The organism is Haloarcula sp. KBTZ06, from assembly GCF_048595605.1.
Taxonomy (GTDB): domain Archaea; phylum Halobacteriota; class Halobacteria; order Halobacteriales; family Haloarculaceae; genus Haloarcula; species Haloarcula hispanica.
The window spans coordinates 2505259-2528554 of record NZ_CP184337.1 but is presented as its reverse complement, the minus strand read 5'-3'; the positions used below and the strand labels follow the sequence as shown (position 1 = coordinate 2528554).

General features: G+C 62.8%; 28 protein-coding genes. 14 read left to right on the top strand and 14 right to left on the bottom strand.

Going from position 1 to position 23296, the window contains the following annotated elements:
- Positions 1-13: 13 nt before the first annotated feature.
- Together ACNO8S_RS13185 and ACNO8S_RS13180 are read right to left on the bottom strand one after the other, a co-directional pair.
- Positions 14-1741, bottom strand: coding sequence for an ABC transporter substrate-binding protein (locus ACNO8S_RS13185; RefSeq protein ID WP_420182056.1), 1728 nt, complete (start codon positions 1739-1741; stop codon positions 14-16).
- Between the two features lie 97 nt (positions 1742-1838).
- The gene (locus ACNO8S_RS13180) at positions 1839-4511 is read right to left on the bottom strand and encodes a dipeptide ABC transporter ATP-binding protein (protein WP_420182055.1); all 2673 of its coding nucleotides are present in this window, start codon (positions 4509-4511) and stop codon (positions 1839-1841) included.
- 86 nt (positions 4512-4597) lie between these two features.
- Here ACNO8S_RS13180 and ACNO8S_RS13175 point away from each other — a divergent pair, with 86 nt between their 5' ends.
- Positions 4598-5116 (top strand): DUF7529 family protein, encoded by a 519-nt coding sequence (locus ACNO8S_RS13175; protein WP_420182054.1) that lies wholly within the window; start codon positions 4598-4600, stop codon positions 5114-5116.
- Positions 5117-5149: 33 nt separating this feature from the next.
- On the opposite strand, the gene ACNO8S_RS13170 is transcribed toward ACNO8S_RS13175, so the two are convergent.
- Together ACNO8S_RS13170 and ACNO8S_RS13165 are read right to left on the bottom strand one after the other, a co-directional pair.
- Entirely contained in the window at positions 5150-5575 is a 426-nt protein-coding gene (locus tag ACNO8S_RS13170) for a hypothetical protein (RefSeq protein WP_064288691.1), read from the bottom strand.
- 11 nt (positions 5576-5586) lie between these two features.
- On the bottom strand, positions 5587-6318 hold the full coding sequence (locus ACNO8S_RS13165; protein ID WP_146416875.1) for a DUF5806 family protein: 732 nt from the start codon (positions 6316-6318) through the stop codon (positions 5587-5589).
- 115 nt (positions 6319-6433) lie between these two features.
- On the opposite strand from ACNO8S_RS13165, the gene ACNO8S_RS13160 reads away from it, so the two are divergent.
- Together ACNO8S_RS13160 and ACNO8S_RS13155 are read left to right on the top strand one after the other, a co-directional pair.
- The gene (locus ACNO8S_RS13160) at positions 6434-6805 is read left to right on the top strand and encodes a universal stress protein (RefSeq protein ID WP_014041358.1); all 372 of its coding nucleotides are present in this window, start codon (positions 6434-6436) and stop codon (positions 6803-6805) included.
- Positions 6802-7323: a GNAT family N-acetyltransferase gene (locus ACNO8S_RS13155; protein WP_008307801.1), complete on the top strand. Its 522-nt coding sequence runs from the start codon at positions 6802-6804 to the stop codon at positions 7321-7323. Before ACNO8S_RS13160 ends, ACNO8S_RS13155 begins: the two co-directional genes overlap by 4 nt.
- On the opposite strand, the gene ACNO8S_RS13150 is transcribed toward ACNO8S_RS13155, so the two are convergent.
- Positions 7320-7760, bottom strand: a complete 441-nt coding sequence (locus ACNO8S_RS13150; protein WP_008307802.1) for a universal stress protein — start codon at positions 7758-7760, stop codon at positions 7320-7322. The two genes, ACNO8S_RS13155 and ACNO8S_RS13150, sit on opposite strands and share 4 nt — an antisense overlap.
- 124 nt (positions 7761-7884) lie before the next feature.
- Here ACNO8S_RS13150 and ACNO8S_RS13145 point away from each other — a divergent pair, with 124 nt between their 5' ends.
- The 4 genes from ACNO8S_RS13145 (at position 7885) to ACNO8S_RS13130 (ending at position 10000) form a co-directional block, all read left to right on the top strand.
- Positions 7885-8349 (top strand): universal stress protein, encoded by a 465-nt coding sequence (locus ACNO8S_RS13145; RefSeq protein ID WP_014041357.1) that lies wholly within the window; start codon positions 7885-7887, stop codon positions 8347-8349.
- Between the two features lie 43 nt (positions 8350-8392).
- Positions 8393-9484 carry a DHH family phosphoesterase gene (locus tag ACNO8S_RS13140; protein ID WP_420182053.1) on the top strand — a complete coding sequence of 364 codons (1092 nt, stop codon included), beginning with the start codon at positions 8393-8395 and terminating at the stop codon, positions 9482-9484.
- 79 nt (positions 9485-9563) lie between these two features.
- Entirely contained in the window at positions 9564-9866 is a 303-nt protein-coding gene (locus ACNO8S_RS13135; RefSeq protein WP_420182052.1) for a hypothetical protein, read from the top strand.
- Positions 9863-10000 carry a hypothetical protein gene (locus ACNO8S_RS13130; RefSeq protein WP_420182051.1) on the top strand — a complete coding sequence of 46 codons (138 nt, stop codon included), beginning with the start codon at positions 9863-9865 and terminating at the stop codon, positions 9998-10000. The genes ACNO8S_RS13135 and ACNO8S_RS13130 overlap by 4 nt, the downstream gene beginning before the upstream one ends.
- A 9-nt stretch (positions 10001-10009) precedes the next feature.
- Here ACNO8S_RS13130 and ACNO8S_RS13125 read toward each other — a convergent pair whose 3' ends face one another.
- The gene (locus ACNO8S_RS13125) at positions 10010-10441 is read right to left on the bottom strand and encodes a DUF5807 family protein (RefSeq protein WP_014041354.1); all 432 of its coding nucleotides are present in this window, start codon (positions 10439-10441) and stop codon (positions 10010-10012) included.
- 117 nt (positions 10442-10558) lie between these two features.
- Here ACNO8S_RS13125 and ACNO8S_RS13120 point away from each other — a divergent pair, with 117 nt between their 5' ends.
- Positions 10559-10981: a dCTP deaminase gene (locus tag ACNO8S_RS13120; protein WP_050007268.1), complete on the top strand. Its 423-nt coding sequence runs from the start codon at positions 10559-10561 to the stop codon at positions 10979-10981.
- Between the two features lie 101 nt (positions 10982-11082).
- On the opposite strand, the gene ACNO8S_RS13115 is transcribed toward ACNO8S_RS13120, so the two are convergent.
- From ACNO8S_RS13115 to ACNO8S_RS13080, 8 genes are all read right to left on the bottom strand, one after another.
- On the bottom strand, positions 11083-11961 hold the full coding sequence (locus ACNO8S_RS13115) for a CheF family chemotaxis protein (RefSeq protein ID WP_014041352.1): 879 nt from the start codon (positions 11959-11961) through the stop codon (positions 11083-11085).
- 100 nt (positions 11962-12061) lie between these two features.
- On the bottom strand, positions 12062-12490 hold the full coding sequence (locus ACNO8S_RS13110) for a DUF7112 family protein (protein WP_014041351.1): 429 nt from the start codon (positions 12488-12490) through the stop codon (positions 12062-12064).
- A 4-nt stretch (positions 12491-12494) separates the two neighbouring features.
- Positions 12495-12884, bottom strand: a complete 390-nt coding sequence (locus tag ACNO8S_RS13105) for a 30S ribosomal protein S6e (RefSeq protein WP_420182050.1) — start codon at positions 12882-12884, stop codon at positions 12495-12497.
- 74 nt (positions 12885-12958) lie between these two features.
- The gene (locus ACNO8S_RS13100) at positions 12959-13822 is read right to left on the bottom strand and encodes a CheF family chemotaxis protein (protein ID WP_050037103.1); all 864 of its coding nucleotides are present in this window, start codon (positions 13820-13822) and stop codon (positions 12959-12961) included.
- Between the two features lie 59 nt (positions 13823-13881).
- Entirely contained in the window at positions 13882-15114 is a 1233-nt protein-coding gene (locus ACNO8S_RS13095) for a HEAT repeat domain-containing protein (protein ID WP_151103826.1), read from the bottom strand.
- A 6-nt stretch (positions 15115-15120) separates the two neighbouring features.
- A complete protein-coding gene (locus ACNO8S_RS13090) occupies positions 15121-15930 on the bottom strand; it encodes a CheR family methyltransferase (protein WP_014041347.1) in 810 nt (269 codons plus the stop codon).
- Entirely contained in the window at positions 15927-17909 is a 1983-nt protein-coding gene (gene cheA / locus ACNO8S_RS13085) for a chemotaxis protein CheA (protein ID WP_151103825.1), read from the bottom strand. The genes ACNO8S_RS13090 and cheA overlap by 4 nt, the downstream gene beginning before the upstream one ends.
- Positions 17910-17911: 2 nt before the next feature.
- A complete protein-coding gene (locus ACNO8S_RS13080; RefSeq protein WP_023843419.1) occupies positions 17912-19021 on the bottom strand; it encodes a protein-glutamate methylesterase/protein-glutamine glutaminase in 1110 nt (369 codons plus the stop codon).
- A gap of 170 nt (positions 19022-19191) precedes the next feature.
- On the opposite strand from ACNO8S_RS13080, the gene ACNO8S_RS13075 reads away from it, so the two are divergent.
- The 6 genes from ACNO8S_RS13075 to ACNO8S_RS13050 all read left to right on the top strand — a co-directional run bounded on the left by ACNO8S_RS13075 (position 19192) and on the right by ACNO8S_RS13050 (position 23247).
- Complete coding sequence (locus ACNO8S_RS13075) at positions 19192-19626, top strand: chemotaxis protein CheW (RefSeq protein ID WP_008307828.1); 435 nt, start codon at positions 19192-19194, stop codon at positions 19624-19626.
- A gap of 88 nt (positions 19627-19714) precedes the next feature.
- Positions 19715-20440, top strand: coding sequence for an RAD55 family ATPase (locus ACNO8S_RS13070; protein WP_050037098.1), 726 nt, complete (start codon positions 19715-19717; stop codon positions 20438-20440).
- A 155-nt stretch (positions 20441-20595) separates the two neighbouring features.
- A complete protein-coding gene (locus ACNO8S_RS13065; RefSeq protein WP_004515272.1) occupies positions 20596-20931 on the top strand; it encodes an ArsR/SmtB family transcription factor in 336 nt (111 codons plus the stop codon).
- A gap of 83 nt (positions 20932-21014) precedes the next feature.
- The gene (locus tag ACNO8S_RS13060) at positions 21015-21290 is read left to right on the top strand and encodes a DUF7521 family protein (protein ID WP_008307830.1); all 276 of its coding nucleotides are present in this window, start codon (positions 21015-21017) and stop codon (positions 21288-21290) included.
- A gap of 375 nt (positions 21291-21665) precedes the next feature.
- Positions 21666-22289, top strand: coding sequence for an archaellin/type IV pilin N-terminal domain-containing protein (locus ACNO8S_RS13055; protein ID WP_191449424.1), 624 nt, complete (start codon positions 21666-21668; stop codon positions 22287-22289).
- Between the two features lie 331 nt (positions 22290-22620).
- On the top strand, positions 22621-23247 hold the full coding sequence (locus ACNO8S_RS13050) for an archaellin/type IV pilin N-terminal domain-containing protein (RefSeq protein ID WP_151145231.1): 627 nt from the start codon (positions 22621-22623) through the stop codon (positions 23245-23247).
- Positions 23248-23296 lie beyond the last annotated feature (49 nt).

Below are 23296 nucleotides of genomic sequence, written 5' to 3'. Positions count from 1 at the left end.
TTCCCTTGAAGCGCTACTGCAGTTCGACTGTGTTAAGATACGGGCCACCTACGGAGCTGATCGTGTAGGTGTCTTCGACGACAGCCTCGTTGACCGCCCGGAGCGTCTCGGCGTAGTCGATGAACACCCACGGGGACTCGTCGTAGGCTATCTGGCTGGCCTCTTCGTACATCGTCTCGCGGTCGCCCTCCGCGTAGGTCTTCTGGGCTTCCCGGACCAGTTCCATGTAGTCGGCGTTGGCCCAGCCGGACACGTTGAGGGTGTTGTACCCGTCGGCGTCGAAACTGACCCAGTCCTGCCCGTCGGGGACGGCGTCCATCTCGACCTGCGGGTCCAGCAGGACGTACAGGAAGTTGTCCGGGTCGGCGTTGTCGGTGTACCAGCCGAGGAAACACGCGTCGTGTTTCCCGGCCGACGTGTAGTCCAGATACGGCCCGAAGTTGGAGAACTGGTTGATGTTGACCGTCAGACCGATTTCCTCCAGGTCAGACTTCACCTGATTCGCCGTGTTGACCGGGCTGGGGTTGTATCCGCGAGGGTTCGAGAACGTCGCGAGTTCGAACTCGAAGCCGTCGCCGTAGCCCGCCTCTTCGAGCATCGACTGGGCCTTCTCCTTGTCCGTCGGATACGGATCGAGGTCGTCGTTGTGCCCGAGCACGTCCGGTGGGAGCGGCTGGGAGGCCTGGGTTGCAAAGCCCTGGTAGATCTGGTTGACGATGGCCTCGGTGTTGACGGCGTGGGCGATGGCCTGGCGGACCTGCCGGTCCCGGAACGGCTCGAACCGGGCCATGTTCATCGCCATGTAGCCGTGGTTGATGCCGTCCTTCCGCAACAGCGTCGCAGTCCCGCTTTCCTCGGCGCGCTGGAATCCGGAGGAGTCAAGGTTGTCTGTGATGTGTGAGGCCCCGTTGATGACGTCCTGCACTCGCGTGCTGTTTTCGGTGATGGTCTTGAAGATGACCGTTCCGACGTTCGGGCCGTCGCCCCAGTAGTCGTTGTTGGCCCGCAGTCGGATGCGCTCGTTCGGGTTGTCGAGCGTATCGAACTGGAAGGCCCCGGTGCCCGCGGGTTCGCTTCCGAGGTCGGCCTGATTGTCGCCCATCGATTCGATCTGGGCTTTCGAGAGGACTGCCGAGGCGAACATCGCGAGGTTCCGAAGGAACGGCGCGAACTGCTGTGTAAGCTCGATTGTCAGCTCGTAGTCCTGGCTCGCGTCGACGCTTTCGATCCAGTCGCCGAGCGTGAACGGACCGTACCCCGACCGGGTATCGTCGCCGAGGTAGTACTCGTAGTCGCTCTGGGTGAACCGCTGCCAGGTTGCCTTGAAATCTGACGCGGTGAACTCTTCGCCGTTGTGGAAGGTTACACCTTCGCGAAGCGTCAGCGTCGCGGTAGTTCCCTCGAGAGTGTAGTCGGTCGCGAGCGCGTCTTCGAGTTGGCCGCCGCTCCCGGCCGCGAACTGGATGAGGGTGTCAAACACCTGATTGGTGACCTTCGCCACCTCGCCGCTGGTCGACTGCTGTGGGTCGTAGTTTTCCGGGTGGTCACCGCGGGCGTACACGAGCGTCTGGTCGCTTCCGCCGTCCCCGCCGTCGCTACCAGTGCCGTCGCCACCGTCTCCACCTTCGGTTCCGCCACCATCGCCGCCGTCGCCGGAACAACCTGCGAGCGTTGCGGCTGCCGCGGCACTGCCGGCCGCGGTAAGGAAGCTCCGTCTGTCCAGAGAATCACCGGATGACATGGAACTTTGTTCAAACAGATATATTATAATTGTACCGGATAGATCAATGATTCTGCTATATATATGTTGATAGTTATGTGCAGCTAAGTAATATTATTCAGTTACTGCTTTCGTCCTCCTGTTCGTAGAGGTGACACGCTGCTGGGTGGGAGTCCGGTTGCAGCTCGGGGTGCTGTGTCTCACAGACGCTTTCGAATCGATCCCGTAGCGCCGACGCGGCGGCGTCCCAGTCCTCGTCCGCGAGATGCTCAATCGACGTTTCGACGACGCGGCGGTTCTCTCCGGTCAGGCTCGTTTCGAAGAACCGGTCGACCATCGTCTGTTTGAACGCTGCCATCGGTACCTCTCCCCTGCCGCTCGGGGGCTCGGTAAGGTCTGCGCCACCGTCCGTCGCCGCTGTGGCACTGTCGGCTTTTCGGGCCTGCTTCCGAACTGCATCGATGGCGATGGCCTCGTCCTCGACCCGTTGCCGGTAGTCCATTACCTCGCGGTACATCTCCTGTTCGATGTCGATGTCGGGCGGGATGACTTCGGGACAGCGTGTCCGGAAGTGACAGCCCGACGGCGGGTCGATCGGCGACGGAACGTCGCCTTTCAGCAGTATCCGGTCGGCCTCCACGGTCGGGTCCGGTTCCGGGATCGCCGACATGAGTGCCCGCGTGTAGGGATGTTTCGGGTCCGCGAACAGGTCCGGCGTGTCGGCGACTTCGACCACCTCACCGAGATACATCACCGCGACCCGGTCACAGATGTGGCGAACCACGCTCAGGTCGTGGGCGATAAACAGATACGTTAGGCCGAACTCATGCTGGAGGTCCTCCAGAAGGTTGATTATCTGTGCCTGGACGCTCACGTCCAGCGCCGAAACGGGTTCGTCACAGACGATGAAATCGGGGTCGACGGCGAGCGCGCGAGCGATGCCGACCCGCTGGCGCTGTCCGCCTGACAGTTCGTGCGGGTAGCGGTCGTACTGGTCCGGATCGAGCCCCACCGCCTCCATGAGGTCGGCCACGCGGTCGACCCGCTGTTCCCGGCGTGAGCCGTCACCGGTGTCTTCCGGCAGGTCGTGGATCTTCAGCGGCTCCATGATCGTCTGGCCGACTGTCATCCGCGGGTCGAGGCTGGACATCGGGTCCTGGAAGATCATCTGCAGGTCCCGACGGACTTCCCGCAGGCCATCCTTGTCGAGGTCCGCGAGGTCTTGGCCGGCGAAGACCACGGTCCCGTCTGTCGGTTCTAGCAGTCTGAGGATGGTCCGGCCAGTCGTCGATTTCCCACAGCCGGACTCGCCGACGAGCCCCAGCGTCTCGCCCTCGTAGATATCCATCGAGACGCCGTCGACGGCCTTGACCGACTCCGGCTCGCGCCCGATGTACTTGTCGAGCAGGTCGTCGGCCCGCGAGAAGTGTTTTTTCAGCCCGTCGACCTCCATGAGCTGTCTGTCCGTTCGCGTCGTCTCCGTCGCGGCGACGCCGGCGTCGCCAGTACCGTATTCGTCTGTATCGAACGATTCGAGGATACATTTCGAGCGGTGGGTGACGTCGTCCGGCCCGTGCTGGAGATACGGAATCTCGCCCTCGCGACACTCGGGCTCGGCCCACGGACAGCGGTCAGCGAAGTGGCACCCTTCGGGCATGTCGATGAGGCTGGGAACGTTTCCTTCGATTGGAGTCAGCCGCTCCGTTCCCTCGCCCGGTATCGATTCCAGCAGCGTGTACGTGTAGGGATGTGACGGGTTCTGGAATATCTCCTCGACCGGCCCCTCCTCGACGATTTCGCCGGCGTACATCACGGCGACGCGGTCGCAGGTCTCTGCAACGACGCCGAGGTCGTGCGTGATGAACAGGACCGACATCCCGAGGTCCGCCTGGAGGTCGTCGATGAGGTCCAGAATCTGTGCCTGGATAGTCACGTCGAGCGCCGTCGTCGGCTCGTCGGCGACGAGCAGCTTCGGGCGGCACGCCAGCGCGATGGCGATGAGGACGCGCTGGCGCATCCCGCCGGAGAACTCGTGGGGGTACTCGTCGACGCGGTCGGCCGGCTCCGGGATTCCGACCTCTTCCAGCAGCGAGATAACGTCCGACCGGATCTCCTCGTCCATCTCGCTGCCCCGGCTGAGCGAGGGCGTAATCTCCCGGACGGCGTTGAACCACGAGTCGTTCCGCTTGCTCCCGTAGCGGTGGAGGCGCAGGCTCTCCGCGACCTGCTCGCCGACCGTTATCGCGGGGTTCAGCGATGTCATCGGGTCCTGGAAGATCATCCCCATATCGCCGCCGCGGATGTCCCGCATCACCCGCTCCGGGGCTGCCGTCAGGTCGACGTAGCCGTCGGTGATCGTGACGGGCGCGTCGCCGCCCTCCGGAAGGGCCTTTTTCGGAGCTTTCCGAATGAACTGCTCGGCGAGCGTCCTGTCGTCAGCCGTCGTCGAAACCGAGTCGGGGACACGGTTCCGGTCGACCGTCGCCGCGTCGATGGTGATGAAACCGCTGTCGCTGTCGGCCGTCCGTACTGCCTTCGGATACTGCCGAGACAGCCGTGTGACTGTCTCAAGCGCGCCGAACCGGATCTCCCCGCCGGCGATGTGTCCGGGCTCGTCGACGATGTCCATTGCCGATAACGCTGTGACGGATTTCCCTGATCCCGACTCGCCAACCAGACCGACGGTTTCGCCCTCCCTGACAGTGAGGTCGATGCCGTCGACGGCTTTGACGGTGCCGCGGTCCGTCTCGAACTGGGTTCGGAGGTCAGATAATGTTAAGAGGTCGCGCATCTGTCGCCTTCTTCTCAAAATACCAGTAAAACTGTTGTGCCACTGGCCCACCAACAATTTATCCCGGCCGCCGCCACACTCGACGTATGAACGACCCTGTCGACCCCGAGTCTAACCCCTTCGACCGTGTCGTCGGTCACTGGGAGCAGGTCATCGAGGACATGGCGGCCACGGCGACACAGTACCGCGACGACGGGCGCGAGGCTATCGAACTCCACCCCGGAGACGTGGCGGTACTGACCGGCGAGCCGCGAACGATGGCTGAACAGACTGGCGAATACGAGCCGGAGACCCGGCGGCTCGGTTTCGATGTCGTGGTTCCCGGCGACGAGTTCCGGCGGGTCGCCGACGCGCTCGAAGACCGCACCGTCGAGCGCAGCGAGGTGTTCCGGGCGACCGACGACGGGATGGTGTTCCTGCTCGTCGCGCTGGAATGTGGCGACGACCTCGCCGTGCTCGTGCCGCTGTACTACGACAAGACCGACCGCGCGGACCTCTCGCAGGTCGCCGCCGACCACGGATTGTACTCACACATCCGACCGCTCACCGACGACGAGGTTGTCACCGTCACCCACAAGGACCCTGAACCGTTCTTCCCCGAGTGAAATCTGGTTCCGGATGGGTCACAGACCGCTTAGCTACGAGGTCTCTCGGACTCGGGTCAGCCGGTATGCCGGCACGCCGAAAACGATCCCGTAGAGCAGCCGGTTGCCGATGACACCGACACCGAAGCCCGAGAGAACGGCCGCGAGTACGAGCGTCACCGACGCCTCGGAAAGCGTCACGAGGCCGGCGACAGCCCCGGACAGCACGATGAACGCCGCCAGTGCGGCGACCTCCGGGTAGACGCCCGGGACCGCGTCGTGTTCGACGACAGCCACCGTGATCCCCGTCAGGAGTCCGAACCCGACAACCACCGCCAGTACGTCGACCAGTGCTGTCCCCGCCTCCGCGTAGCCAAGCACCGCCCCGCCGATGCCAATGGCGAGGTCGGTCCGCAGCACTTTCTGTGTCGCTTCGTGGACCGACATCGATGGCTGTGTATCGGGGTCGATACCGTCCATTTCAGCCGTGTCTACTCGTCGACTTGGAATTCATTCCCACACTCCGGACAACACACCTCGTCGTGTCGCAGCGCCGCGGACTGCTCGCGGACCTCCCGCATCACCGAGGAAATCCGGTCTTCGGCCTCCATCTCGTCCTCGACGGCGAGGTCGACACCCTCGACTTCGAGGAGGAACTTCGCGACCTCGGTGGCCTCGTACATCACGTCGTCGAGGTCCTCGGCGGTGAAGAAGTCACACATCGCGCCGTAGAGGAACGTCGCCCCGGCCTTCCGGACCTTGTCCTCGAAGGCCGCGCGGGCCTGATTGACCGCCTGTGGCGTGTACGTGTCCGTCATGAACGGGACGAGTTCTGGGAGGTTCTCCCCGATTTTCGTCATCTCGACGCCAGTTTCGGTCCGGAAGTCAGCACAGAGGCGGGCGATGGCCCACTCGCGGGCGGTGATGTACGTCCGGTCCCGGAGGAAATCGTTCGCGCGGTCGTAGGTCCCGCCCTCAATCTTCTTGAAGCGGTCGTACTTCTGTACGTCGGACGGGACGTCACTGGCTTCCGACACCGCTGCCTCGCCGGCCGGCCCGGCCGGCGCTGACTCCTCGGTGGCCGAGTCGGCGGGGCCGCTTTCCGTGGTGTCGCCGTCGTCGGCCCCGTCATCCGCGGCCGCCGGGTCGTCCGGCTGGTGGCCGGCCGAACCGTCGTCTGACGCCTCGACATCCGTCTCGTCCGGCGGTGCGCCCTCAGTCATAGCCGAGCATGCGTGCCCGCGGTGAAAAAGGGTATCGCCGCCGCCCCGCTGTCATGGTCTTTCCCCGACAGTTCAGCCGGGTGGCTTTTTTACCGCTCCCATGCATGGCCCGACTATGAAAATACTGCTCGGTGTCGGGGGCAGCGAACTGTCCTACCAGGCACTGACCGAGACACTCGAACGCGTATCGGAAACAGGCGACGAGCTGACCGTCGCTGTCTTCGAAAACGGCGACATCGACGCCGACCTCGAAACGGTCCAGCAGCGGATACAGGAGTATATCGACGAAAGCGGGCTCGAGCCGCCGATCCGCCACGTCGAAGGCACCTCGCCGGGCAGCGAGCTGGTGAACATCGCCGAGAGCGAGGAGTTCGATAGGATCGTCCTCGGCGGTGGCGGCCGCTCGCCGCTCGGGAAGATACAGCTCGGCCCCATCGTCGAGTTCGTCCTGCTGAACGCACAGACGCCAGTGACTCTCATCCGATGACTCGAACGTACCCAGACGAACCCGCCGAAGAGTTCCCACAGCCGCCACGGACGATCACCGACCGCAAGGACCGTCCCATCGACGTCATTCCCGCCGACGACGCCGATACGGAGAGCCTCGTCGAGATGTATCTCGACTTCGACCCTGCCGACCGTGCGCAGGGCATCCCGCCGGTCAAAGAGGAAGCGATCCGTGAGTGGCTCGAAACGATCCTCGACGGCGACTGTGTCAACGTCGTCGCCAAACACGACGACACTGTCGCCGGCCACGCGACGCTGGTCCCGGACAACGAGGACGAGCACGAACTCGCTATCTTCGTGCTACAGGCCTACCAGGGCGCTGGTATCGGGACGGCGCTGGTCGAGACGCTGCTGGGTCACGGTCAGGCCGAGGGTATCGACCACGTCTGGCTCACCGTCGAGCGGTGGAACGACCCGGCGATATCGCTGTACGAGAAGGTCGGCTTTGAGATCAGTAGCGCCGAGAGCTTCGAGATAGAGATGGCGATCCGTCTCTAAACGGTGAGCACCGGCTGGCTGGCGTACTCGATGACGTAGATCGCCGCGCGCCCGACGGCCTCTTCGCCCTCGCTTCTCTCCTCGCGCGGGACGACGATGAAATCCGCGTCGACGTCCTCCGCCACGTCGAGGACGACGCTGCCCGGTGTCTGCATCAGTCGTGTCTCGGAGAACGCGGTCGCGGACGACGTTTCGAACGTGCCGTCGTGGACGTCGCGGAACCGTTCCCGGATGCTCTCGGTGAACGCTCGATGCTCCTCGGCGATCGCGGTTGCGCTCACGTCGCCGCTGTCGATATCCTGGTGGAGCCGTTCGTCGATGACGAACAGCAGGTGGAGATCGGCGTCGTACCGCTCCGCGACGGCGATCGCGTACTCGGCCGCTCGTTCCGACTGGTCGCTGCCGTCGACCGGCGCGAGTACGAGGTCGATGTCCATCACTCGCCAGTGCGGCCCCGGCCGGCAAAAATCCACCGAGGTTCGTGCCGACCCCGTGGCGTCATCCGGAGCGTCCCTCGCCGTGACCAACAGTGTATTTAGTCGCGGCTTCGATGCGTGGTGTATGTTCGATACGGTGGTCATCGCCACGGACGGCTCCGGCAGCGCAGAGCGGGCCGTCGAAGCGGCGCTGGACCTGGCAGCGCGCTTCGACGCAACTGTCCACGGGCTGTACGTCGTCGACACCGGCGAGGTTGAGACGACTCCCGAAGAGGTTCGCGAGGCGCTGGAGCGCGCGCTGGCGACCACTGGCGGCCGCGCCCTCTCGTTCATTCTGGAGGCCGCCGACGCCGAGGCAGACGAGGAGCTCGTCACTGCCGTCCGGGAGGGTGACCCGGCCGACGAAATCTGCAAGTACGCGGCGGAACACGACGCCGATGTCATCGTCAGCGGGACTCGGGGCCGCCACGGCGAACATGGATTCCTGCTGGGAAGCGTCGCCGAGGAACTCATCCGGGAGGCCCCCATGCCGGTGCTGACGGTCCGCCAGCTCGAAGGCGAGCCAAACCCCGAGCGCGAGGACGTGTAACGGAACCCGACGGCTTCTTGACGCCCCGCCCGCTTGCTGGGGCATGGACGATTGGCTCATCGACGACGACCGTCTCTCTATCGGCCGCAAATCCGTACTCCCCGGCGAGGGGTTCTTTATCCCGGATTCCTACGAGGAAGAGCAAGCCGAAGCGGAAGCCGCCGAGACGCTGGACGACGCCGGTGTCATTGTTATCGCCGACCCGGACGCAGACGGACTGGCCTGTACCGCACTGATTCGCGAGGCCCACGGAGAAGGCGCACTGCTGCCTGCCGGCCCACACGAACTCACCGAAGCGCTCGAATGGACCGCCGAGTACGCCGACCCCGACGCGACCGTCTTCATCTGTGACCTCTGTCCCGACCGCGAATCCGACATCGCGCCCCTCGATTCGCTGATCGAGCGCGTCGAACGCGTCGTCTGGTTCGACCACCACCAGTGGCCCGACGACCTCGCCGCCGACGTGGACGCGGCCGGCGTCGAGCGCACCGTCGGGGACAGCGAGGAAGTGTGTACCGCCGACGTGGCGCTTTCGGAACTCGACTACGACTTCGACGAGCAGTGGGCCGATCTCGCCGCCGTCACCCGCGACCACGACCTCTGGATCCGCGACGACCCCCGAAGCGACGACCTCGCGGACCTGTCCTATTGGAGCGAACCCGAAGAGTACATCGAGGCGGTCCGCGACCACGGCCCCGACCTCTCTCCGGAGTTCCACGAGTTCCTCGACGAGAAGCGCGTCGAGAAGGAGGCGCTCATCGAGAAGGCCGTCGAGCGGGCCGAACTCCGCGATGTCGGCGAGTGGACGGTCGGCGTCACCTACGGCCGCTGCTCCCAGAACGAGGTCGCCGAGGCGCTCCGCGAGCAGGGCGCTGACGCCGCCGTCATCGTCAAGCCCGCCGGCTCCGCCTCGATTCGTGGGACGGATAACTTCGAGCGCGCCCACGAGGTCGCCCAGCAGGTCAACGGCGGCGGCCACCCGAAGGCGGCGGGCTGCAAGCCCGACATCTACGACGACATGATGGACTACGCCCACCACTGGACGACGCAAGGGGCCGTGGCGAAACAGGCTATCGTGGACGCCTTCCGACGGCTGCCCGAGGAAGAAGTGGAAGGCGTCGATACCGACCGATAGGCGGGCCCGTGAACGAACTGAACGGTATCTCGCCCCCTGACACAACGTTGATTTATCTCTCCCCCGTCACTGCCGGGTGATGTCCGAGTCCCTCCACACGCGAATCGCGCGCGAAACAGCTGTGCGACGGCGACTCGGAAGCGCCGTTGCCGTCGGCGTGACGCTGTACGTCCTCGACGGCTCGGTACGGTATGCTGCGGTCGCAGCGGCGCTCGCCTTCTGTGTCTGGCTCGTCGCCGACGCCGCCCAGGCCACTGTCGGCGACTACGCCGACCACATGGTGTTCGGGCTCCTCGTGTTCGGCTTCGTGGCGTACACGGTCGCGGCCGCCGGCCTAACGTGGGTCGTCGTCCCCGGGCGCTTCTCGGCTGCTGGTTCATGATTGACGGCATCCAGCACCTCCGGCACGGCGTCACCCGCAATGAGGTCGGGGTGTCGTACTCACACGATGGCGGCCCCGTGACGGGCCTGCCGAAGGCACTGCTTGTCAGACTTGCCGAACCGTTCCTGCTGTAGGCCCGGGGACTACTCCCCGACGACCCACTTGTCGCTGTACCGTTCTCCACAGGCACAGACTGCGTAGGCGTGGACCACGTCTCCCTCGGCGTAGAGCCCGCCTACGTCCTCGTTCTGTTCCTCGGCGAAGGCGAAGACGAATCGGGTCGTGTGGTCGCTCTCCGGCTCCTCCTCGGCGATCGGACAGACCGCGTCGGTCAGGTCGTCGTCGATGTCGCCCTCGGTTCCCATCGCCTGCTGAGCCAGTCCCATCGGGTCGATGCCCGTCGCCGACTGGAACGCGCTGCGGCCGTCGTCGCCCGGCAGGACGAGGACGTGGCCGTCCTCGACTTCGTCTGCGTACTCGGCCAGCGCGCCGGGGTTCGAGACGGCGTCCTCGTGCAGGAAGAAGAGCACGTCTTCAGGCCGCTCGCCCGCCAGAAACTCCGTGTGTTTGGTCATGCAGGGGGAGAGTCACTCGCCGGGCAAAAGTGCCGCGTTCCGCTCGGGAACGAGACGCGCTGTGTCGCCGCCCCTTCCAGCCTCACTTTTAGGCTCACTCGCCTGGTATCGTCGTCCATGACCGACTTCGGCGAGTACGTCACGGATATCGTCCACGAACCGACCCAGACCGACAGCCCGGGGTTCGACCTCACCGTCGGCGAAGTGTACGAGGTCGTCGAGCCGGGGCGGATCGACTTCGGCGGCGGCGAACTCGACGCGGCCGGCGTCACACCCCATTCGAGCGAGAAGCGGAATCCGGACGACGACTACGAGTGGTGGACGCTGCGGGCCGGCCAGTATCTCGTCGAGTACAACGAATCGCTGACCGGCGCGGCGACGGTGACGCTCCAGCCGCGGACGGAACTGCTCGAACGCGGCGCGACGCACCCGACACTGCACGTCGACGCGCTCCCGCGCGTGCCGCTATCGGTCGGCGGCGCGGGGCTACAGCTCAAAGAGAATGCCAGAGTCAGTACGATTGTCGCGGCCGAGGAGTAAACAGGTAGACAATCCGTCTCATACGGCTTGTTGTAGCGATTTACCGGTATGTGTCGACCCCGTGATCGGCACTATCCGGAAATAATCTACAACAATCCGTATCAGGCGTTGACGTCTTCGAGATGGCGGCTGGCGACGACCTTGCCAGTCGGCGTGAGCGTCGGCCCGTCGGACGCGTCCTGAACGAGGCCGTCCTCGGCGAGGTCCTGGAGAATCATCGACACCTGTGAGGAGTCCTTGCCGAGAATGCTCGCCAGCGGCATCCCGTCCATGTCGCCGGTCGAGTACATGGCGACCAGCACCTCCTTCTTGTCCTTGGTGAGCTCGACGTTTTTGAGCTCCTCCATGAGCTCGGCGTACTCGCGGCGGAGATAGCGCCCGAGGATCGACATCTTTCGACTCGAAGCCATCGCGGCCAGCGTCGTCATGGCTGTCCCGTCTTTCATGTGCCGGACTGTCAGCACCGGCCGGCCCGTGCCGTTGATCTCCCGCGTGTTCCGGTCGAAGTCTGACACCGTTTTGAGATCGACGTTGAACGATCCGTCCTTGCGTCGGAACTCGACGTTACCGGGTGTGAGAAAGAGCTTCGCAGTCTTGAACGACTCGTCGGTGACGCGGCCACCGACGCGGGCGCGCTCTTTGACCGTCGTTTCGGTGCCGTTGATGACGGCCTTGAACAGCACCGTCCCGAACTTCTCGATCTTCTCGTCGCCAGCCTCGATGGCTGCGACGAGCCGCTTCCCCCTGTGTTCGAAGGCGATCGTCACCGTCGAGTCGAAGAAATCGCCTAGGTCGGGCGGGACCTGCCCGATGGCAATGTCGAAAATCGAGTCCAGCGGGATCGTCAGCTTGTCGTCCTCGCTTGCGGCCAGTACCAGCCGCTTTTGCGAGAGGACGATCCGACCCCTGATAGGGTCGCCCCGACCGGCCACTTCGGAGTTGAATTTGCCGACGAAATCCGCGATCACTGATTCCGACATTCGTCCGTTACCCGATGTACATCAGCACTGATATTGAGCGTTTCGCGCGAGTATCAGCAGCAAAAATCGGCTTCATTCGGGAGAATGGGGGCTAACGGCGTCAGTTGTCGAGGTTTCGAGCAATATCTGACAGCGAGGCGTCCGGCCCGCCGGTCGCCGTATAGACGACGCGCTTGCCCGGCGTTCGGAGGCCGTACTCGGTTCCGTCGGTTACCACGTCGAGATGTGCTGACCCGCCGAGCGAGACTTCGCCGTCGGCGACCCACTCCGCGAGGCGGTTCGTCCCGTCCCGTTCGCGGGCCAGTCGGCGGTTGTCGGCGACGTGTGAGAGCACCGGCTCGCCGTCGAGATTCGTCTCGACGACGGCGTGGTACCGGTCGCCGTCCAGCGCGAGGCGGACGGTGTCGCCGTCGTCGAAATCGAGTTCGTCCGGGAGCACGACCCGGGGTCGGTCGGTTCGGCCGACCGACTCGACGGGAACGCGATGCGTCTCGACGGTTTCGTGGTCACTGGGAACGCGGTCCGGCACTGACTTACTCGTCGTCGTCGCCGAGGAGTTCGGCCACGTCGTCGCTGCCGCGGGCCGTGATCTTCGCGTTGATCTGGCGCGTGTCGTCGCTGACCTCGCGGCCGCGGACGGTGATGCGCTTGCGCTCGCCGTCGGTGGTCGGCTTGAAGCCGACGCCGCCGTCGGACATGATTTCTTTCGTCATGACGCCGCGAACGTCGGGTCGCATCGGTCGGCCCGAGGTGTCCGACCCGCCGGTCAGTTCGAGCGTGTAGCCATTGAGGCCGACAGCGCCGCCGTCGACCTCGTCGCCGAGCTCGCGGCCGATGAAGCGGTTTGCGTCCTGTCCGTCGACGTCGATCTGGTAGGTGTGGCCGTCCTCCGGATCGGAGACGGCGACCGTGAATTCTGCCATACCTGTTCTCAATCAACCGCGCTTCAAAAACGCGTCGAACCGTCCGTCCCGGTCGCACCGTCTCAGCGTCACGGTTACTGGTCAGCCATCGCATCGCTCGCGATTGAGCGGCCGCGGGCCTCAAGCTGGACCTCCCGGCGTGTCCGGACCGGTTCGAGGATATCGGCTTCCATCAACCGGTCGTACACGGCTTCGACTTCCTCTATTTCCATATCGACGAAGTCCGGAATCTTGAACGGCGAGATGCCGGAGTACAGCGCCATCAGCACCTGCGTCTCCTTATCCGAGAGGTCCACGTCGTCGGCGATGTTGCGCTGCTCACCTTGCCGGACGAGTCCCTCGATGAGCGAGACGTGACGTGGCGTCCCCGAAATGTGAGTCTCGACGCTGGTCCCTTCGATGGTGTGTTCGACCTCCAGCAACGGTCGCTCGTCGCCCCGAATCGTCTTTTCCTTGCTCTCGACGGTCCCCACGTCGTCGATGTCAAGTTCGACGAACGTACCGCTGGCGATGGCCAGATTGATGCAGTCGCCGTCGAGTTTGAGTCGCCCCTTCTCCCAGCCGCCGTCCTGAACGACACCACCCTTGACTGCGGGATGGTTGACGAGGACGACGGTCTGGTCGAGCAGCGTGCTGTAGAGTTTCTCCTGGAACTCCTCGGCCTTTTTCGCCGAGATGAGCGTCACGTTCCGGCCGGCCTGCACCTTGATGTAGCTGTCCACCTGTGCGAGGGGCTGGTTCATCTGGCTGGCCGTGACGCTGCTGACTTTCGACAGTGGGATGGTCCGCTTGCCGTCGTTGGTTGCGAGGACGAGACGCTTGTTCGAGAGGAGTATCCGACCGGGTAGCCACTCGATGTCGTTTCGCTTGCGCCCGTCCGAGACGACCTGGACGAACTTCCCCTTCGTATCGACCAGTGCGTGTTCTCCGTCGCTCATCGGTTAGCCAGCTATCGCTCTGGTGTACGCCCCGCCGCGTCTTAATCCACTCGGCTGACTCATCCGCGGCCACCGAGCTTCGAGATAGCCGAGAACGCCTTCTTCCTGACCACGTCGTGTTCGGTTTCGTCAATGAGCTTATCCAGCGTCTTCCGGGACCGCTCGCCGCCGACTTTCCCGAGGGTGAAGATGGCCTGGCCACGAACGTTGGGGTCGACGCCGTCGTCCTGGACAATTTTGAGTAGTCGCCGCTCGACCATGTTGTCGTCGTCGCCGAGTTCGGCGAGGCTGGTCGCGGCGAACTGTCGGAGCATCTGGTCGTCGTCGTCGAGCGCGTCGACCAGTGATTCGATGACGCGGTCCCGCTCTTCCTGACTGGTGACCCGGCCGAGCATCCAGGCGGTGTTGCGCCGCTGGGCCGACTGCGTGCTCTCTTCGAGAATTTCGACCAGCGGCACGACGACGCTCCGGTCGTCCGTGTTCGAGAGCTTCTCGACGACGGTGTCGCGGATCTCGTGGCTCTGGTCGGTCGGGACGTTCGACAGCAGTTCGATCAGCGAGTAGACGGCCGTCCGCCGCACGGCGGCCGACTCGTCTGAGAGGGCTTCGATGAGGTAGTCCACCGGCCGGTCGTTGCCGAAGTTCCCGAACGCGCCGACGGCGATACGCCGGACCCGCTCGTCGTCGTCCTCGTACAGCGGCAACAGCGCTTGGAGCGCCTGCCGGTTCCCGATGTTCCCCAGCGCGTCCGCTGCCTCGCGCCTGACGGCGGCTTTGGGGTCCGACAAGACGTTTTCGAGCGGCGTCGTCGCCCGCGAGTCGCCGATCTTCCCGGCTGACCGGGCCGCTCGCGCCCGCACTCGTGGGTCCGGGTCCTCGAAGCGCTCTGCGAGCTTCGGGACCGCGTCGGCCTGGTCTAAGTTTCCGAGGCCGTTCGCGGCCGCCATCCTGAGTTCGGGCACATCGGCGTCAAGCACCTGCATGTACGCCTTCGCCTTCACCCAGTCTGCGGCGTCGTCTTCGAGGTCGACGCCGGCCATTCCCCCGATGAGTTGCGTGATGGCGTCGTCGCCGAGTTCGTCCAGCGAGTCGATAGCCGCGCCGGTGATCGCGTCGCTGTCGCTCTGGGCCGCGTCCACGAGCGCGTTGACCACGTCGCGCCGGTCGTCGTGGTCGTCGAAGTTCCCCAGTAGCTCCGCGGCGCGGGTCTTGACCCGCTCGTTGTCGCTTTCCCTGAGGAGGCGGATGAGTTCCTGTGCCTTGCCGTCCCGTTCCAGTTCGTAGAGGCTCATTGGTCGCTACACACGCCGGTAGATGCGGTGTCGTTTGTCGACCGCTTCGAAGGAGTCCCGACACTCCGCGGGCAGCGTCTCGGTCATGCCGATCATGAGATATCCGCCCTCGCGGAGCGACCCGCGGATCGTCTCGAAGATGGGGACCTTGAACTCCGAGTCGATGTAGATGAGGAGGTTCCGGCAGAACACCAGATCGAAATCGCGCTTGGGGTCGCCCCGGATGAGGTCGTGTTGCTCGAACGTGACCATCTCTTTGACCCGGTCCCGGACCTCAAACGTGTTGCCGTCCTGCTCGATGTACTTCGTGTAATCGTCCAGCGGCTCCAGCTCGTCTGCGATGTCGGTCGTCTGGGAGGTCGCGTAGGTACCCATTCGGGCTTCTTCGAGGATGTCGGCGTTGATGTCCGTCGCCGTGATCTCGACCCGCCGGGCGTCGATCTCGGGGTCGTCGAGTGCCAGCATCGCCGCCGAATACGGCTCGCGGCCGTCGGCACTCGGGGCCGACCAGAGCCTGACGCGACGGTTGTTCTCCGTGAGGTCCCGGAGGACCGGCCGCAATCGCTCCCAGGCGTCCGGGTTCCGGAAGAAACTGGTGACGTTGATCGACAGCGAATCGAGCAGTTCCTCGCGCTCGCCGTCGTCGCGCTCCAGCAGTCGCTGGTAGGACTGGTAGTCCTCGGTGTCGGTCCGGCGCATCCGCGCGGTGATGCGGCGGTCGAGATACGAGTCATTGTAAAAGCCCGACTCGAAGTCCATCTCCTCGCCGATGAACTCCACGAGGTCGTTGAAGGTGCGCTCGCTACCTTTGTTCATAGCGTCACCACGTCGAGGATGTGGACGATGTTCCCGTCGCCGAGAACGGCCGTGCCCGAGAGGCCGGGTGTTCCCGAGAGGATACCCTCCAGGGGCTTGACGACGACCTCCTCCTGGCTGTTGACCGAGTCACAGTGGAGCGCGACCTGGCGTTCGGACTCGCGGATGCGGACGAGCATCCCGTCGCCGTTTGCCGTCTCGCCCTCGATGTCGAAGGTGTCGTCGAGGTGGATGACCGGGTAGATCTCGTCGTTGTGCTTGATGACTTCCTGGCCGTTGACCTGCTTCGCCTCCTCTGTTCCGGTAATCTCGTCGACGTTCTTGATCGGGACGCCGTACTCCTCGCCGCCGACCTTGACGAACAGCACTTTGACGATAGCCATCGTCACCGGCAGGCGCAGCGAGACCGTCGTTCCCTCGCCCGGTTCGGAGTCGACGCTGACCGACCCGTCGAGCTGGGAGACCGTGTCGTGGACGACGTCCATGCCGACGCCGCGCCCGCTGGTGTCAGTCACTTCGTCGGCCGTCGAGAAGCCGGGGTGGAACACGAGGTCGTACACCGCGGAGTCGTCCATCGCGTCCAGTTCCTCGGGCGAGCGGACGCCCTTTTCGACGGCCTTCTCCCTGATTCCACTCACGTCGAGCCCGGCCCCGTCGTCTTCGACTTCGATGATGACGTGGTCGCGCTCGCGGGAGGCCCGGAGCGTGATGTGGCCCGTCGGGTCCTTGCCTGCCTGTTCTCGCTCCTCGGGCGACTCGATGCCGTGGTCGACGGCGTTCCGGAGGATGTGCATCAGCGGGTCCGAGATCTCGGTGAGGATGGTCCGGTCGAGTTCGATGTCCTCGCCCTCGATATTGAACTCGATGTCCTTGTCGAGTTCGCGCGCGAGGTCGCGGACGAGCCGCGGGAACTTCCCGACGACCTTCTTCAGCGGGATGAGCCGCATATCCATCACCGTGTTCTGGAGGTTCGCCGTGATCTTGTCCAGTTCGTTCAGCGTCTCGCCAGTGGAGTCGAGGTCGTCTTTCTCGACGCCACGCCGGAGCTTGATTCGGCTCGTGACCAGTTGCTCGACGAGCCCGTGGAGGTCGTCGAGCTGGTCCACGTCGACGCGGACGGACTTGATCTCGTCGACGCTGTGTTCCTCCTCGTTGTCCGGCTCCGGGTCCGCGCTCGGCTCAGCATCCGACCCGGCAGCGGCGACTGCGGCGGCGTCCCCGGTCGCTAGCGCGTCGGTCACGTCGGTCACGTCGAAGCTGTCGACCTTCCCAGTCGTTCCCAGTTCGGCGTCGACGGTCGCCGCGTCGGGGCCGTCGAGATACAGGACGAACGTGTCCTCGAACTCGCCGTCCTCGATATCGGCACGGCTCGGACTCGAATCGAGAATGTCGAACCGCCCCTCGATGGACTCGACGGCAAGCATCGAGTCGACGCCGAGCATGTCAGACTCCCCGACGCTGATTTCGGCCTGCAGGACTCGCTCGTTGACAGCGTCGGCGTCGATGTCGGCATCGCTGACGCTGGCATCCGCGGAGAGCGACTCATCGCTGTCCGAGGAGCCACCGTTGTCTGCCGTTTCGGTGTCGCCCGCGGCGGCGGCCCCCTCTTCGAGAACGGCTCGGAGTTCCTCGACCATCTCGTCGGTCTCCGTCCCCGATTCGCCGTGCTCTTCGATCTCCCCGACGATGACCTCAATCTTGTCGACGCCGGCGAAGACGAGGTCCATCAGGTCCGGCGTGACCTCCATCTTGCCCTGGCGCATCTCGTCGAGCAAGTCCTCCATCGCGTGCGCGAGGTTCGCTGCGTTGTCGAAGCCCATCGCTCCGAAGTTACCCTTCAGCGTGTGGGCTGTCCGGAAGATCGAATCCATCGCCTCCGTGTTGGAGGGGTCGGATTCGAGTTCGAGCAGCGAGTTGTTGAGTTCGGTAATCGCTTCTTCACTTTCACGGATGAATGCGTCTAAATACTGGTCGTCCATTGTCAGGTCACCTCAGTGGTAATCGTGTCGATAATGCCGTCCGCAATGTCGTCGATAGGCAAGACAGTGTCCACACAGCCCGTCTCGGCGGCGCGCTTTGGCATGCCGTACACCGCGGACGTGGCCTCGTCCTGTGCGATGGTCTTGCCACCGGCCTGCTTGATCCGCCGAATCCCGTCTGCGCCGTCTTCGCCCATCCCAGTGAGGATGAGTCCGACGAGCGGGTCGTCGATTGTCTCCGCGGCCGTTCGCATCGTCACGTCGACGGCCGGCCGGACGCTGTTGACCGGTTCGTCCTGTGTCAGCTTCGTCCGCAGTCGGCCGTTCCGGTAGTTCTTGACCTCCATGTGCCGGTCGCCGGCAGCGACGAGTCCCTCGCCGCCGCCGATGCGCGCCCCGTCTGTGGCCTCCCGGACCTCGTAATCGCTTCGCGTGTTGATCCGCTCGGCAAACCGGCCGGTGAACCCCTCCGGCATGTGCTGGATGATGAGCACCCGGAGGTCAGCCTCGATGGGGAGGTTTTCCATTACCTGTTCCACCATCTTCGGGCCGCCGGTCGAAGAGCCGATGACGAGCGTCGGGTTCGCAACGTAGGTCGTCTGACTCGACGAGCCTCCGGTTGCCCTCCGGTCAGTGGCTGAACCGCCGGCTGTTGGTGAGCTCGCGCCGCTGTCGCTGCTTGTCCCGCCGTGGCTGTGTGTCGCGCCGACATCGACCGCCGCGACGGAGCTGACCATCTCGACCAGCTGGTCTTTCAGGCGTGACATCTCCATCGATACCTCGCCACCGGGCTTGGTGAAGAAGTCGACCGCACCCTTATCGAGCGCCTCGAACGTCACATCGGCGTTCTCGTCGGTGTGTGCCGACAGCATCAACACCGGTGTCGGAGACTCCGACATGATGCGCTCCGTCGCCTCGATGCCGTTCATTACCGGCATCTCGACGTCCATCGTCACGACGTCCGGTTTGTGTTCGATAACGGCCGACACCGCCTCCTCGCCATCACGCGCCTGCGCGACGACATCGATACCGCCATCGCTGAGGATATCAGAGATGACACTCCGCATGAAGTGAGAGTCGTCTGCGACCACGGCGCGGACACCATCTGCCATATCACCAACGCTCCCGTCGGCCAGGAGACATCGGCGAACGAGACATCCTCATACCTACTTCCAAATCCCGTCCGGCCCCGAAATAAATACTCCGCCCACGTAATCAAAGTTGATAGCCCAGCAGGCACCTTTATGCGCCCCTGTCCGCGACAGTTTGGATAAGAACCGCAATGGCAGCACAGTCAGCCACCACCGGCCAGGTACTCGAGTTCCAGCTCGGCTCGGAAACGTACTGCGTGAGTATCGACTACGTGACTGAGATCGTCGATATCGGCGAACTCACGTCCGTCCCGAACGCCCCGCCGCACGTCCGTGGCGTCATGGACCTGCGCGGGCGCACGACATCAATCGTCGACCCCAAGGTCGTTTTCGGTATCGAGGACGAGGGCGAAGAGAAGCGCATCATCGTCTTCGACCCGGAGATCGTCGAGGAACAGGGTGCGGCCGGCTGGCTCGTCGATGAGGTGTATCAGGTAGTCCAGATCACGCCGGAGCAGGTCGACCGGTCCCCCGCGAACGACGCCGGCTCAATCCGGGGCGTGATCAAGCGAGATGACAGTTTTGTTATCTGGGTGGACCCCGCCATCGTCCACGCTGGTGACTGATTCCGGTTTGTTTAGCGACACACCAGCAAGACTTTTTAACATTCCCGACAGAGAAGTATCTAATCAACTTCCAGTTCCTTCCGAAACTATGATTGAGCAAACCAAAACGGGGATCGAGGGCCTCGACGACATTCTGAACGGCGGTATTGTGAAGAACTCAACGACACTGGTGAGCGGCAACCCCGGTGCCGGGAAATCGATCCTCTGCCTCCAGTACATCTACAACGGCGTCGAAAAATACGACGAGAAGGGCATCTATCTCTCCTTCGAGGAAGACGCGTCGGACCTCCGAGAGGCCGCCGAATCCATCGGCTTCGAAAACTGGCAGGATCACGTCGACAACGGCGACATCAAGGTGTACGACAAGCAGGTACTCCTGCGCGAGAACGACTTCACGTCCTCACTGGATATTCTGCTGGATGAGCTCGAAGACGGCGACTACGACCGGTTGGTGCTTGACTCTCTCGCCATGTTCGAACTGTTCTTCGAAAACGAGAAGGAGAAGCGGACGTATCTCCTGAAGTTCACCGACATCCTCAGCGACAGCGGTCTCACGACGCTGATGACCAACGAACAGGGGGCCGTCTTCCCGGACACCGAGATCGGGCTGGAAAACTATCTGACCGACGGCAACATCTACCTTATCCAGACGCCGACTGATACCGGTGTGAACAGATACGTCTGGGTCGCCAAGATGCGAAAGCAAAACATCGAGACGGACATCTATCCGATGGAGATCGACCGCGGCGGTATCGACGTCCACCAGAACGCCAGCGCCTTCTCGATGATGAGCGAGGAAGAATCACCAATTTAGCGATACAATAGAGCCATTATTACTCGGTAGAACGACGGATACAGCGGCACAGGCCGCTGTTTTCGTACGAGCGTCCTGTAGTGCGTGTTTGTCTCCTTTCAGTCGATATCACAGGCGATAGCTTTATTATCGACTGAATTTATTATTTGATAACGATGGATTCAGGGGAGATTCTTCAGACGCTTGGCAATAAATACAGTGCCGAAATCCTCGACGCGACGGACGAACCGGTCTCCGCACAGGAACTCAGCGACGAACTCGGAATCCCCATCGCGACGTGTTACCGACGCATCGACGAACTGACCGAACACGACCTCCTGGAACTACACGACAACATCCTCTCTGACGACCGCCGACGTATCAAGGTGTATCGGCGGAACGTGGACGAGGTCCGGGTCGATTTCGACGACGAACTGACCGTCCACATCGAAGAGCGGTCGGAAGTGACCAACAAACTCGACGAGGCGTGGCGGACCCTATCTGAGCGGTAGAACGCCTCTTCTCGGCGTTATCACGAAAGATATTTTCGAGCGTGGATTTAATAACGGGTTCGCTGTAGCCCTGTACAGTGCTGATGATAGAACTTCTCTATGCCATATCGACGCTGGTGTTCGTCGTGGCCGGACTGACAATGGTCGGGATGGCCATGCGGGCGTACGTCCAGACATCCCGGCAGGCGATGCTTCACCTCTCGGTGGGATTTTCGCTTGCAATCGCGGGCGCGGCCGCGACGATGATTAGCGCGTTCATCAACGACTTCGAGGGCGTACGGTCGTTGTTGCTAGTCAACAGTGGGTTGACGACGTTCGGCTATCTGTTCGTGATGTACAGTCTCGTCACGTACGAGTGAGTGTGTTTCTCGACTGCATCAGTTGACCACCCTGCCCGTGAGCGGATTTCTCTGTGACTCATCTCATTGTCGACTCCGGTTTCAACGTCTATTTTCGTATAGACCGCCCCAGCTTGCACGCAACACGATACCTCCCGACCATACACCAGACAACCAGCTATTTCCATCGCTGATACCGACCTATAGAAGCAATTAAATCTGATTCTTAGAGGCGACGTAGCTCAGTTATCTTCTTCAGACCTAACTATAGGTATTCTTCTGGCAAAAACCTCCACAGCCCCTCAGGACCCTATTATCAAGTAATATAATTTGGGGGGAGGTATTATTACTGACGAAAAGAACGGTTGGATAGGGTCAGACAGACCCGGATTAACAATGCTAACGGAACTAACGAACGACGACGACCGCGGGCAGGTCGGTATCGGCACCCTGATCGTGTTCATCGCGATGGTGCTGGTGGCGGCAATCGCTGCGGGCGTCCTGATCAACACGGCTGGCTTCCTCCAGAGCAGTGCGGAGGAGACCGGCCAACAGAGCAGTGACCAAGTGACGAACCGACTGCAGCTCGTCAACGCTGTCGGTGAAGACATTCAGTCATCCAGCAGTACAATCAACACGGTCAAGCTGACGGTGAAGAAGGCACCTGGTGCAGGGAACATTGATCTCGGCAGTACGATCGCCCAGTGGGTCGACTCCAGTGGCTCGTACGACCTCACCTACGAAGGAACCTACGACGGTGACCCGGGCGCGAGCGAGTTCTCCGTCGCTGACGTCCAGGACGATGACGGATCGATTTCGGGAAGTCAGGTTCTGAACGACCCGTCTGACCGCGCGACGATCATCTTCAGCGCCGAAGAGATCCGCGGCGGCGCTGCTGATGACGGCCTCGGTGAGGGTGAGACGGCGACGGTTCGTCTGAACACCCAGTCCGGCGGCACGACGACCGCTCGGTTGGTCGTCCCGGAGACTCTGTCTGGTAACTCCGCAGTCACCCTCTAAGGCGTCATATCTTTCAGTTTCAATTGCTGATATACTCGTAGCTTATTTCTGCCTTCTGCGTGCTTTCCACCGGTTAGCTTGCGGCACACTACTGGCTCCGACACGTAACGGTCATTTAGGAGTCCTCACACGGCCAGACGTTTTTGTTGACTACTGCTCTCAGAGATAGAATTCAGCGCTCCGTCTATTCTCGGACAAATATCTGTTTTGGCCGCTGAGACTGTTGCTTACGACGATCAGTGACTTGGTTATCAAGACGTATAATTTGAGAGGAGGTATTATTACCCATGAAAAGAGTCAACAGATAGGGTCAGACAGACCCGGATCAACAATGCTAACGGAACTAACGAACGACGACGACCGCGGGCAGGTCGGTATCGGCACCCTGATCGTGTTCATCGCGATGGTGCTGGTGGCGGCAATCGCTGCGGGCGTCCTGATCAACACGGCCGGCTTCCTCCAGAGCAGCGCCGAGGAGACCGGACAACAGAGCAGTGACCAAGTGACGAACCGACTGCAGCTCGTCAACGCTGTTGGTGAAGAAATCGATTCTTCAAGCAGCACGATCGACACGGTCAAGCTGACGGTGAAGAAGGCACCCGGTGCGGGCAACATCGACATCGGTAGTACGATCGCCCAGTGGGTCGACTCTACTGGCTCGTACGACCTCACTTCGTCTGGCTACAGTGACACCCCACCCTCCGACGGGTCCTCCTTCGCTGTCTCTGATGTGCAGGACGACGACGACTCGATTTCAGGGAGCCAGGTCCTGAACGACCCGTCTGACCGCGCGACGATCATATTCAGCGCCGAGTTAATCCGCGGAAGCGGCACCGGTGATGGCCTCGGTGAGGGTGAGACGGCGACGATTCGCCTGAACACCCAGTCCGGTGGCACGACGACCGCTCGGTTGGTCGTCCCGGAGACTCTGTCTGGTAACTCCGCAGTCAGCCTCTAAATTCGGTCATCTTTTCGGTTCGACGTAGTTCTCTTTTCGTCCACCCTGA